Below are 13922 nucleotides of genomic sequence, written 5' to 3'. Positions count from 1 at the left end.
AAAGAAGTATATTACCTATCCACGAACAGATTCAAGATATTTGACAGTAGACATGATAGAAAGCACTGTAAATAATATTATAGGAAAAAATGATTTTGACACAGAAAGAATTAAGGTAGTTTTTAATTCTGAAAAAGTTACAGATCATCATGCAATAATTCCAACGATAAGTTCATTAAATAAGGATATTTCAAATCTCCCGGAAAGCGAAGCCAAAGTATATAGACTTATAACAAATAAACTCTATGCAAGTTTTGGATATCCACTTGTAGAAAATACAACAAAGATAGTGGCTGAATTTGACGGGTTTGAATTTATAAACACTTATAAAATAATTGCAGAAGAAGGGTTTACAAAATATTTAGAAGAATATACATCAAAGAAGAAAGAAGATATACAACTTCCTGATGTAAAAATAGGAGATTTTTTATATATTGAAAATAAAGATATAAAAGAGAAGTATACAAATCCACCTAAACACTTCACTGAAGACACACTCTTAAAAGCAATGGAAATAGCTGGAAATGATGAATTAGTTAAGGATGTTGAAATTGAAAGAAAAGGACTTGGTACTCCTGCTACAAGAGCGGGAATAATAGAAAATTTGATATACAAAGGTTATATAAAAGAGAAAAGAAAAACCTAATATCAACTAGGAAGGGATTAAACCTAGTTACTATAGTTATAGATGAGTTTAAATCTCCAAAGACAACAGCAAAATGGGAAATGAGATTAAGTGATATAGCAAAGGGTAAGGAAAATAAAGAGAATTTTTTAAAAGAAATTGAAGAAGAAATAAAAAATACTATAGGTAAATATTATAAGTAAATTGATTATAAAAATTGAATACGGTTATAGGAATGAAGAAAGGAGTGATTTATGAAAGAAATAGGGTATAATATAAGTGATAAAAGAGTAGGCATTAGGAAATTTACTTATTTGATATTACTATGAATATATGTTATACTCTTATCAGATAAAGATGGTGTCCCACTACCGTTAAAGGTGGAGCATTAAAGAAGGTGTCTCACTACCTATATCCCAAAGGTGAAGCATTAAAGCAAGCAGAGAGGATTAAACCTCTCTGTTTTTTTAGGAGAAAATAATGGTAGAAGTTATAAAATATGGATTTTATACTGTAAACTCTGATTACCTTGAATATCTAAATAAAGTAGATTCAGAAGTTTATTACAACCCATCGTATAGAAACAGTATAAAACCATTTGTTGGAATTATTGTTGGTATAGAAAATTATAATTATTTTATTCCAATTTCTTCTGCAAAGGAAAAACATAAAAAATGGAAGAATGTTTCTGATGAGCATTTTTTGATTTATGAAGTGATCGATAATAGTATTACTATAGATGGAGATATCTACAAATATTATTCTGATAGAAAAAATGCACATATTATCTATATTGGATATTAAGAAAATGATTCCTGTACCGACTGATTGTTATGAAAGAATTGATTTTAACGAACTTGAGGATATTAGATATAAAGACTTATTTCAAAAAGAATACGCTTTTTGTTTAAAAAATAAAACAAAGGTCTTGATAAAGGTAGAAAAAATATACAAAAATCAAAAAGAAACAGGAATTATAAGAAGAGCAAATTGCAATTTTTCAAAGTTAGAAAAAGCAATGTTGGATTGGAAGCAATAGAATAAAGGCAGTTAAAGCGATTAGAAAAGTAAAAAATTCCAATCGTTTTTTTATTGCAATAAAAAGATAGCGTAAATGACATTTTAAAGTTATCTTTTGCTTACAGAAATTTAAAAAATAGAAAGAAATAAAGTTTAATAAATAAATATATAAAATTTAGTTCATTTTTATCACTATAATGAGGAGGGATAAAATGCCAAGATATGATATAGTAGATTTAAGTAGAACAATCTATCTTGCAAAAGAAGAATTTAAGAAGATATAAAAAAATATGAGGAATATTTAAAGGTATCAGGCAATAACTATAAGTATCCATATATACATCAAATATCTATATACAATATGGATCCAAAAGCAACAGCCTGTGCAGAATTTGATTATTGGAAAAGTATAGGTAGAAGCGTTAAAAGAGGCGAAAAAGGAATACCACTTTTAGATATAGATAGTGGAAGGATAAAATATATCTTCGACATAAGGCAAACAGTAAGTATTAATCATAATATTTCTGAGGTAAAGTTATGGAAATATGATAGCAAAAAGCATTTAAACTTACTAGATGAAATGATAGATAAGTTTAAAGAAAAAGATAGTAAGCTTCTATTAAGCCAAGAAGATAAAATTGCTGCCTTAGTAGAAAGTAATGTTAGAGGAAAATTCAATAAAATTTTAGAAAGTCTATCTGATGAAAGTTTAAAAAGCATTCAAAAGGTAGACCTTTTTAATTTGTTAAAAGAATCCGTAAAAATTTCTATAAGCGAGAGAATGGAGGTCTCATATCAGCTAAAAGAAGAAAACTTATCTTTACTGTCTAAAATATCAAGTTCGGACATAGACAAAGTATTAAGTATAAGTGCTAATATAAGTAAAAATATCTTACTTGATTTGGGAAGTGAAATAAAAAGATTAGAAATTTTAGAGAAAATTCAAGAAAGAAAAGATTTGGAGCAGACAAAAGAGCTTAAGGAGCGTTATAATAAATTAAGTTCTGATATAAACGGTGAAATAAATTTTAAAGGAGGCTTGGAAGATGAAAGAGAAATTAACATTGGCAGGCAAGGAATACCTCATGGAGGAGGGGATTTACACACCAATCGTCAAGGAGAATTCCTTCGAGAGACAGGGAGGGACATACAAGATGGAAGAATTGGAGGAAGGCATGGAAGTCCTAATACCCAATATGGCAATTCCCAAGGAAATAGATTTAAAGAAACTCAACAGATGGGGAAGGATGAGATTGAACTTTCTCAAGGAGAACAAAGAAGAGGATTATCAGATAATGTATTTGCAAGGGACATTGATGGATCATCTTCTATCAAAGGAAAAAGAGATAGAGGACTTTATCACGAGGGAAGAAGTCAAAATGATGGAAACTTGGGGTCTGACAGAAGAACTGAAAGAAGAGGACTATCTGAAATATCTGAGATTGAAGAAGAACATGGATATGACCCTACAAGAAATAGGGGAAAGGGAGATAATCCTAATCTAAAAAATGAGGAAGTAGAGTCTACTTCCTTTTTTTCTGCTAAAAATCATGGAGAGCAAATATCCTTCTCAAATCCAATAAGTCAAAGAGAAATAGATACATTTTTAATACATGGAGGAAATCATGAAGATGGAAGATTAGCAGTAATAGCAGAATTTTCTAAGGGTAAATCTTTAGAAGAACAGGCAAACTTTTTGAAAGAAATATATAGGGGAGCCAATGGTCTTGAAATTGAAGGAAGAAAGATATCTGCATGGTTTGGAAAGGAAGGAGCAATTTTAAAAGATGGAGATGAGGCAAGATATAGAGAAGGGCAAATAGTTTCTTGGAAAGATTTAGCTAATAATATTAATAATTTATTAGATAGAGGAGAATTTGCTAGCAATGTTGAGATTGTAGAAAGTGCGACATATGAAAGAGAAAAAATAGCAGAAAAATTATTGTATTTAAAGAGAGATCTTACTGATGAAACTAAGGATAGATATTTAGCGATTCTTAATGATATAAAAGGAAGAGGCTTCCCAGATGAAAAAGAAAATCTCGGGAAAAAACTTGAAGATAAAAATTTTATAAATAAACTCAGAAAAGAATACGAGGTATTTTTAGAAGAATATAAGATTAATCCTGATATTTTAAGATTTCATCATTATAAATTATCTAAAATCTATAATGATATCAATGATTTAGAAATAGAAAGAAAATTATATAGGTCAAATTTAAAGGATATTGCACCTATTCAGAGTTTTATAACACAAGATGAAATAGATGAAAGCCTAAAAAGAGGAAGCGGGTTTTCTGATGGAAAGAAAAGAATATATGAATTTTTTACTGAAAAGCATGATTTAAAAGAACAAGCAGATTTCTTGAAAAATGAATATGGCGTAGGTGGAAGTTCTCATGCACTATCTGCTGCAAGAGAAAGTGGTGAGTGGCACGATGCGAAGGGAATAAAATATAATAAAGGTAATGCAAAAGAAATACTACTATCTTGGTCTAATGTTGCAAGAAGAATTAATGACCTTATTAAAAAGAATAGATATATAGATGAAGAAAGTTTTGAAGAAAATAGGAAGAAAAAAACAGATCAGGAAATAAATAAAACAGAAAAAGAAAGCCAGGAGTATATAAATTATCAAGATGATTTGCCTCCAACTGATAATGATGTATATATAGAAAGAACAAATAATAGTTCTATATATTATTATCAAGGACAGTCTGTAGCAAGTATAGGTGATGATGGAAAACTTATCATTTATGATGAATTTATGCCAAACTTTTTAAAAGAAGAAATATATTCCATAGCCTTTGAAAAACAATTAGATATACCATTAGACCAGTTAGACGATGGAATTATTCTTGAGGGAATACATGACACTTTTTATATTAAAGAAAAGGAAGAAATAGAAGGAAGAGAATATTACCTTTTAGAAAGTCAAAGTCGATATGATGATATTCCAAATATTGTAGTTAATTCTAACAAAGAAGTTATAGATGATGATATAGTAAATGGTTTTGAAGAATTTAAGGAATTTTATCCTAATAAAAATAAAGAGAATATAGGTTTTGATTTAGATAGCCATAGAAAAGATGATTATTGGATAATTGAGTTTAATGAGGGTTCAAGTCTAATAGAAAAAGATTATGCAGGACAAAGGCTGACTAAAGAACTATTAGATGAAATAAGGGAAATAGATGAAAAGATAAGACTTCATAATAAGACCTTAGGAGAAGATGAATATGGGCAGATGACTGATAAGTGGGAGGGGTATTCCAAATTCTATTTTAACCATATAGTAGATGGGAAAATAGTTGATCACTATAAGATAGACATAGGTGATGGAAATGAGATCAACCAAAGAGACTTTGAATTTCTTTATGAACAAATAGGAAAAAGTCAGATAGAACTTAATCAAACTATAGAAGGAAATAAGATAGATGAAAAAATAATTTCAATAAATCAAATTGAAGATAGAATTTTTGATGTATTAGTTAAGGATAAAGTTTTAGAAAATGAAATTATAAAGGCAAGAGAAAACTTAGGAAATAATACCTTAGCAAGTTTTAACTCTGTATTCCAAAGAGAATATGTAAAAATCATGAGAGAAGTTGCCGATAAACAGGGAAATCTTCCGGATGATATGAAGGCAATAGATAAGGTTAAAGAATTAGCTATTAGAATAGAAAATAGATATAGAGAATATTTAAATAATTCACATGAAAACAATATAGAAGATGATAAGGAGATACTCTCTATAAAAGTGGGAGATATAGTTAGAACAGAGGATAATAAATATTTAAAAATAAAAGATATTTCCAGTGGATATGATAATAACCATAATCAAATAATATATTATTCATATGATGCCTATTTTGATAAGGACTTAAAACTATTCTCACATTCCTTTAAAGAAAGCGATTTAAAAGCTTTAGAAGTATTAAGAAATGAAGTAGAAGAAAAATTAACAAAAGAGATTGTAGAAGATAAAATAGCAGTAAAAGTAGGATTTTATTATGCTTTAGTAGATAAATATAAAACAAAGGATATAGAATTAGAAGAAACAGGAATTAGAGTTTATCCAAGAAAGGAAAACTCACAAGGAAAGATCTATACTTTATATAAAGGGAAATCTTTTGAAGATAGCAAAAAAATAGACAGTTTGTTTGATGAAATTACTGCCAAAATGAAAGAAGCAAATCTTACAAATTTAAATGATGTATTAGAATTGGAAAGGGAAGGTTTATTTGAAATTACTGATGATAAAGTTACAAAATTTGAGGAAGGCTATGATATAGATGTTCAAAGCTTTAATCAGCAATTTCCAGATTATTATAATGATATATATGTTTTTAATAAAAATCTTGAAATCAATGGAGCATATCAAAATTTAGCACATATAAATGAAGAAAATAAAATCACTTTTAATATAAATTTATCGCAAGAAGAAAAATCCAAAATTGAAGAAATAAGAGATAAGAAACAAGTTCTTTCCATGTTAATAGATAAGGATATCAAAGAAAAAAGAGAATACTATTTTGATCCTCAAGATGAAGAATACTTACTACTGTCAAAGAAAATAGAAGATGGATTATTAAAAAAACCAGAAAATATTATAGATGGAAAAGAAGGGTATAAGGTAGAGCTAATCTTAGATGTTAAGGGAAAATCTCTTAAACAAAATTTACGATACAATGGGTATATTTTAAATTCTAATCAAGCTATAAAATATAAAAGTTATAAGGACATATTAAGTAACTTACCTTATTTACTTGATGATAAACATAGAGAAGTGCTTTTAAATGGATATTTAAATCAGCAAATTGAAAATGATAGAACAAGGCAAGAAGAAAATCCATTTAAAGAAGGTATGAATGTTAGATACAAAGGAAAAGAATACACTATAACTGCCATTAACGATACTACAAGTCCTAAAACTATAGAACTAGAAGATAGCACAGGACTAATGAATGGTTTTATTACCGGAAGTGAAATAATTCTTTTTAATGACTACAAAGATCTTGATTTGGAAGTTATAAAAAAAGAGGAATTAATTCCGTTAGAAATAGAAGATTATAGTCTTTTAGGATTACCAGTTCAATTTAGAAATAAGGAATATTTAATTAAAGAAAATGAATTTAATGAAGCTGGAATGGGTAGATTAGCTTTAAGTACAATAGATAAGAGTGGTATTACTGAAGTAATATATAGTAGAGAAAGACCTGTTTCTAATATCTTTGTAAGAAAGGAAGATTTAGAAGAATATAAATCTAGTGAAAAAGATAAATTAAGTAAAAAACAATCTATCGATAAAGAGGAATTAGTAGAACAAATTAGCTTTGAAGATATTGACAATAATAACGAAGAAAAAGTTAAAAAAGACAATTCAAGGCTCTTATATAAAAGCCTTGATGTAATAAATAATAAATCTTCTCTTGTTGCTGATCAGTTTATAGTAAGTGTTGATAATGAAAAGGAAGAATTTTTAGTATATAGTTCATCTAATCCAAAAAATCATAGGGAATTTACTCTACCTTTTTCTTACCTCAAAGGAATTGACAAAATTGACGGAGATGGTAATTCATTGAAATTAACCACTCATAGAAAAGAAACTATTGATAAGAAGTTAGAAGAATATAAGGAATGGAAAGAAAATAATGATTTAATAAGGACTGATAGAGAGAATATAGAAGGGGTTTCTGAAGTTTCTTTAGAAAACTATAAAATTATTAATGAAGAAGAAAACCTACCACCTTCACAGAGATTAAAAAACAACATTGAAGCTATAAATGTCTTAAAGACCTTAGAAAAAGAAAATAGAAGTGCAAGAAAAGATGAACAGGAAATTTTGGCAAAGTATATCGGCTGGGGAGGACTTTCTGATGTATTTGATGAAGAAAAGGAAGGTCAATGGCTTGAAGCAAGGAACTTTTTAAAAGAAAATCTAACTGGGGAAGAATATAATAGGGCAATAGAATCAACCCTAACAGCTTTTTATACGCCGAAAGTAGTTATAGACGCTATCTATGAAAGTCTTTCTAATCTTGGCTTTGAAAAAGGAAATATATTAGAACCAAGTGCTGGGACAGGTAGATTTATAGGAAATCTACCTGAAGAAATGAAAGAGTCAAACTTTTATGGAGTTGAATTAGATAGCATTAGTGGACAAATTGCCAAAGAACTTTACCCTAATTCCAATATACAAATAAAAGGATTTGAAGAAACCAATTTTTCTAATAACCTATTTGATGTAGCCATAGGAAATATTCCTTTTGGAGAATTTAAAGTAGCAGATCGTGAGTATGAAAGAAATAACTTTCTAATTCACGATTATTTTTTTGCTAAAACTTTAGATAAGGTTAGGGATGGAGGCATAATTGCATTTATAACATCTTCAGGAACAATGGATAAAAAAAGTGAAGATGTTAGAAGATATATATCGGAAAGAGCAGAGTTCTTAGGAGCAATAAGACTACCAAATACTACATTTAAAGGGGTAGCTGGAACAGAAGTAACTTCAGATATAATCTTTTTAAAAAAGAGAGATAGACTATTAAAGATAGATGAAGACTGGATAGAGCTAGACAAAGATGCAAAAGGACTAATATATAATAAATACTTTGTAGATAATCCTCAGATGGTAATAGGGACTATGGAAGAAATACCGTCAAGATTTGGGACAAGCCTTGCATGTATTGAAAATAAAGATATTTCTTTAGAAGAAGGACTAAAAAAAGCCATTAAAAATATCCAAGGTAGGTATGAAGAAGCTCAAATAAATGATGATTTAGGAGAAGAAACAATACCAGCTGATGATAGTGTTAAAAACTATTCTTTTGCTTTAGTGGATGATGAAATATATTTTAGAGAAAATTCAATTATGCAAAGAATATCCTTAAACCAAAAGGATAAAGATAAGGTAAAAGAATATTTAAGATTAAATGAAGGTCTAAGGAAAGTTATAACCTATCAAAAAGAAGACTATTCAGATGAAGAGATAAAAAAAGAACAAGAAAATCTAAATAAGTTCTACGATGATTTCAATAGCAAACATGGAAGACTAAATTCAAAAACCAATAAAAAGTTATTTAGAGAAGATGCCAATTTTTCTTTAATTTCAACTTTGGAGAAATTAGATAAAGAAGGCAACTTTATAGGAAAATCTGATATCTTTAACAAGAGAACTATAAAAAAAGCTGTAATAATAGATCATACAGATAGGGCAATAGATGCTCTGGTACTCTCTATTAGTCAAAAAGGTAAAATAAATTTTGATTATATGGAAGAATTGACAGGAAAAACAAGAGATAAATTAATAGAAGAATTAAAGGGAGAAATATTTTTAAATTTAGATTCCTTTGAACCTAATGATATGAATCCATTTAAGTCTGCTAAAGAGCTAGGAGATTTTTCAAGAACTTACGTAAGTGCTGATGAATACTTGTCAGGAAATATAAGAGATAAAATTGAAGTTGTAGACTCTTATATTAAAAACATCGAAAAAGAGTTAGGAAAGGAAGAAAATCTAGAGGATAGTAAACTCTTAAAAAAAGAATTAGAAGAGTTACATTTTCAAAAAGCAAAGCTAGTGGAAGTAATGCCTAAAGCACTAGATGCAAGTGAGATTACAGTTAGAATGGGTGCAACATGGATACCGGAACAAGATTACAAAAAATTTATGTTTGATTTGTTGAAAACACCAGTTTCATCAAGGTGGAATATAGATATTAAGTATTCTGACTTTACAGGAGAATATAGAGTTGAAGGAAAAAGCTCTGATAGGGACAATGACCTTGCTTCTTTTACCTATGGTACAAATAGGGTAAATGCCTACAAATTGATAGAAGATACTTTAAATTTAAGAGATACTAAGGTATTTGACCAAGTAGAAGACAGTGATGGAAAGAAAAAATCTGTGCTTAATCAAAAAGAAACAATGCTTGCAAGAAGTAAGCAAGAGATGATAAAAGAAGAATTTAAAAGCTGGATATTTGATGATGTGGAAAGAAGAAATAGATTAGTAGAAGATTATAACGAAAGATTCAATTCCATAAGACAAAGGGAATATGATGGATCTAATCTTACTTTTGAAGGAATGAATCCTGAAATAGAATTAAGAGCACATCAAAAAGATGCCATAGCAAGAGGTTTGTTTGGTGGAAATACTTTACTTGCCCATGAAGTAGGAGCAGGAAAAACCTTTGAAATGATAGGTATAGCCATGGAGTCAAAAAGACTTGGGATGAGTAATAAGTCAATGTTTGTTGTTCCTAACCACATTGTAGAGCAATTTGGAAGAGAATTTAATGAACTTTATCCAGGAGCTAATGTATTATGTGCTACAGAAAAAGATTTTACACCAGATAGAAGAAAAAGATTTTGTAGTCGTATTGCTACAGGAAGTTTTGATGCTGTTATTATAGGGCACAGTCAATTTGAAAAAATTCCTATATCAAAAGAAAGACAAGAATATGAATTGCAAGGTCAAATTGATGAAATCATTGACTATATAGATGAATATAAGAGAGAAAGGGATCAAAGATTTACTGTAAAGCAATTAGAAAAAACAAAGAAAAAATTAGAGACAAAGTTAGAAAAACTAAATGCTGATTATAAGAAAGATGACGTTGTAACCTTTGAGGAACTGGGAGTAGATAAGTTATTTGTAGATGAAGCCCATGCCTACAAAAACCTCTATCTATTTTCTAAAATGAGGAATGTAGCAGGAATTACTTCTACAGATTCACAAAAATCATCAGATATGCTTATGAAATGCCGCTATATGGATGAAATAACTAATAATAAAGGATTAGTATTTGCCACAGGTACACCAGTAAGCAACAGTATGGCTGAACTTTATACTATGCAGAGATATTTACAGTATGATGAATTAAAAAAGATGAAATTGCAACATTTTGATTCTTGGGCATCTACTTTTGGAGAAACAATAACGGCAATAGAATTAAATCCTGAGGGTAATGGTTATAGGAGCAAAACCAGATTTGCAAAATTTTATAATCTTCCTGAACTTATGAATACTGTAAAAGGATTTATGGATATTAAAACAGCTGATGTTTTAAATCTTCCTACACCAATTGCCCATTATGAAACTATAAAAACAAAGCCTACCGAAGAACAAAAAGAAATTCTTGAAACTTTTTCCGAGAGAGCAGATAAGGTTCGTGATAAGCAGGTAGATTCAAGTGTTGATAATATGCTATTAATAACAAATGATGGGAAGAAGATGGCATTAGATCAAAGATTAATCAATCCTTTACTTCCTGATGATCCTAATAGTAAGGTAAATACCTGTATAAAAAATGTATTTAGCATTTGGGATAAATATAAAGATAAAAAATCTGCTCAATTAATATTTTGTGATATGTCTACACCAAGTAGTGATTTTAATATCTATGATGATATTAAAACAAAACTTATAGATATGGGAGTACCTGAAAATGAAATAGAATTTATTCATAAGGCAAAAAACAATATGGAAAAAGATGCTATCTTTGATAAGGTAAGAAAGGGAGAAATAAGAGTCTTGCTTGGTTCAACACAGAAAATGGGAGCAGGTACTAATGCCCAAGACAAGCTAATTGCAATCCACGATCTTGATATACCATGGAGACCGGCTGATCTTTCTCAAAGGGCAGGAAGGATTGTGAGGCAGGGAAATGAGAATAAGGAAGTCCATATATTTAGATATGTAACAGAAAATACTTTTGATGCCTATCTTTTCCAAACCTTAGAGAATAAACAAAAATATATTTCTCAAATTATGACTTCAAAGACACCTGTAAGAGTTGCAGAAGATGTAGACGAAGCCACATTAAACTATGCCGAAATCAAAGCTCTTGCAACAGGAAATCCATTAATAAAGGAGAAGATGGACCTTGATGTTGAAGTTTCTAAACTTAAAATGCTAGAGTCCAATTTTAAATCAAATCTTTACAAGCTGGAAGATAAAGTAGTTAAATTTTATCCAAAGGAAATAGAAAGATTAAAAGAAAGGATAGAGAACTTAAAGGAAGATATTAAAAATGTTGAGCCTTATAGAGATGTAGATAAAAATTTAAAAGAAGATAATAAATTTACCTCTCTAATTATTGACGGAAAGAAGTATATAGATAAGAAAATAGCTGGAGAGTTTTGTTGAACAAAATTAAGGGAGTTAAAATATATAGGGAAATGGATAAAGATGGAGAAAAAATAGGTGAATATAGAAATTTTGATTTATCCATAAAATATGATTCTTTTTTCAATAAATATAACTTTATATTAAAAGGCAAGGGAGAATATAGAGGAGAGTTTGGTACAGATGAAATAGGTAATATAACAAGAATGGATAATGTATTAGATAAATTACCAGAAAGATTAGAAAATACAATTTCAAAACTAAAAGATACAGAAGAGCAATTTCAAACAGCCAAAATTGAAATACAAAAGACATTTCCACAAGCTGAACTTTTAAAGGATAAGACATTAAGACTTGCAGAAGTAAATAATTTACTAGATATGGGAAAAAGTGAAGATATAAGCCAAGATAATCCATTACTAGAAGAAGTAAAGGAAGAATTGATAGACTTCCTTAACAGAGAATATGATGAAGAAAACAGGTTAGAGACTTTGATACTATATTTCCTGACTTAACAGATATAGGAATAGCTTATACAACTACACCAGATGAAAAACATGAAATACAAGTAAGTTTAGATTTAATAAATTACAAGATGAACACCTATGTAGATAAGAACCTAATTGACAGCTTTCAATACACCTATGATCCCTTAGATGCAAGTGATTTAAAAGAGCTAGTACAGATAAAGACATCTATTGGATTTTGGGATTTTAGTGAGCTTGTATCAGTAAATGAAGAAAAACTGAGAGAAGTAATGGGACTTGAGATAGATGATGATGGCAACTTCTATGATCCATTATCTAAAGATATGGATTTAGACGGAATAATAGATAGAAATGATGCTGATTTTTAGAGATAGTAAAGTGCAGGAAATAGGAGATTTTGAAATGAAAGAAAAAACATCTATTATGGATAAATTAAAGGGATATAGGGAGAATTTAGCAGTAAATAATAATATAAAAGAAATAAATAATAGTGAACCATGTGGCAGATAAAACTTTAAATGATATTATTAGAGGAAAAAGAATATGGAATTTGATAGAGATAGATTTAATGAATTTATTCAAGAAAAATTTTTCTTTTGATGGTGCTACTCAGAGAATAATTAACAATATAGTTGAATATGGAATTAAAAATTTTGCCACTTCAGAAGATAAATTAGTTGAATTTATTCAGACTACAATTGATGATCCAACAGTTGAAGAAATCAAACAATTTATTATTAGTGATGAGAAAGAAGAAGAAATAAAAGATTCACAGATGAGATGGATAAAAAATAAAAGGAGGAATAGCAATGAATATAAAAAAGGGAAATGTAATGAAACTGAATTTGGAGACACTATGGTACTGGATGTGAAAGATAATCAAGCGACCTTATTTGACGGAAATCAATTATTTTAGCCACAGGAGTAGAATTTAATAAAGAAAGTGGAAAGTATGAATGGATTCTGTTAGATATGCAAGTGATATAAAAACAATAGCAAATATGGAAAATACAAATTTTGAAAGCATGAAGAATACAATAGATTTTTTAGCAGAATATAATCATAAAGAATTTGTAAAAGGTATTATATCTCTTGAAACAGGAGTAGAAAATGAAAATGTTCTTAATAATGCCTATGATAATTATATGAACGATTCAGTTATGGGGCTTATTGATGAGAAGTTTATTGAATATATAGACGAAGAAGAGTTAAAAGAAAACTTAGAAGTTAATCAAGAACAAGGAGATAAAGAGATGAAAGATATAGATAATAAAGAGAAGGATACATTAAATATAGATGGAAATATAGCAACTGATATAGAAATTAAAGATTTAAAATCAAAAGATGGGAGGGACTTTAAAGTAGCCTCCTTTTCTATTGCTGAAAATGACAAGGAAGGAAATGCAAAATTCATCAGCTGCTACGCCTATAATGACAAAATCAATCAAGTAAAAAATTTGAAAAAAGGAGATTTTGTACACCTATTTGGCAAGAAAAGAAAAGTATGGGAAAGGATAATAAGGAATACACAAATCTAAAAGTATACTCTGCAAAGTTATTAAAAGCTAAAGAGCATACTAAAGCAAAAGCATCAACACTAGGAAAATTAAAGGAATTTAAGACTAAAGGGGATATGAAAGTGGATGAAAAGAAG

General features: G+C 28.9%; 5 protein-coding genes and 3 pseudogenes. All 8 read left to right on the top strand.

Annotated elements, in window-relative coordinates; all coding sequences use genetic code 11:
* A pseudogene (locus DRZ96_RS10620) lies at nt 1-828 on the top strand (DNA topoisomerase); the annotation flags it as partial.
* 277 nt (nt 829-1105) lie between these two features.
* Nucleotides 1106-1429 (top strand): type III toxin-antitoxin system ToxN/AbiQ family toxin, encoded by a 324-nt coding sequence (locus DRZ96_RS12395; protein ID WP_256584648.1) that lies wholly within the window; start codon nt 1106-1108, stop codon nt 1427-1429.
* A gap of 4 nt (nt 1430-1433) precedes the next feature.
* Nucleotides 1434-1664, top strand: a complete 231-nt coding sequence (locus tag DRZ96_RS12390; RefSeq protein ID WP_256584647.1) for a type III toxin-antitoxin system ToxN/AbiQ family toxin — start codon at nt 1434-1436, stop codon at nt 1662-1664.
* 1027 nt (nt 1665-2691) lie between these two features.
* Nucleotides 2692-3150, top strand: a complete 459-nt coding sequence (locus DRZ96_RS12140) for a TnpV protein (RefSeq protein WP_079392108.1) — start codon at nt 2692-2694, stop codon at nt 3148-3150.
* A 1262-nt stretch (nt 3151-4412) separates the two neighbouring features.
* Nucleotides 4413-4646: pseudogene (locus DRZ96_RS12135) on the top strand (hypothetical protein); the annotation flags it as partial.
* 2259 nt (nt 4647-6905) lie between these two features.
* Nucleotides 6906-12778: pseudogene (locus DRZ96_RS12130) on the top strand (SNF2-related protein); the annotation flags it as partial.
* Nucleotides 12768-13184, top strand: coding sequence for a hypothetical protein (locus tag DRZ96_RS10830; RefSeq protein ID WP_256584646.1), 417 nt, complete (start codon nt 12768-12770; stop codon nt 13182-13184). The pseudogene DRZ96_RS12130 and the gene DRZ96_RS10830, both read left to right, overlap by 11 nt.
* A gap of 40 nt (nt 13185-13224) precedes the next feature.
* Nucleotides 13225-13806, top strand: a complete 582-nt coding sequence (locus tag DRZ96_RS10825) for a hypothetical protein (protein ID WP_256584645.1) — start codon at nt 13225-13227, stop codon at nt 13804-13806.
* The last annotated feature ends 116 nt before the right edge of the window (nt 13807-13922 follow it).

The organism is Peptoniphilus harei (assembly GCF_900454685.1).
Classification (GTDB): Bacteria; Bacillota; Clostridia; order Tissierellales; family Peptoniphilaceae; genus Peptoniphilus_A; species Peptoniphilus_A harei.
The sequence above is the reverse complement of the archived record's forward strand: the minus strand, read 5'-3'. Positions and strand labels throughout refer to the sequence as shown.

Coding starts and splice junctions, on each gene's coding strand:
- DRZ96_RS12395 (WP_256584648.1), top strand. CDS start 1,106: ATGGTAGAAGTTATAAAATATGGATTTTATACTGTAAACTCTGATTAC.
- DRZ96_RS12140 (WP_079392108.1), top strand. CDS start 2,692: ATGAAAGAGAAATTAACATTGGCAGGCAAGGAATACCTCATGGAGGAG.
- DRZ96_RS12390 (WP_256584647.1), top strand. CDS start 1,434: ATGATTCCTGTACCGACTGATTGTTATGAAAGAATTGATTTTAACGAA.
- DRZ96_RS10825 (WP_256584645.1), top strand. CDS start 13,225: ATGGATTCTGTTAGATATGCAAGTGATATAAAAACAATAGCAAATATG.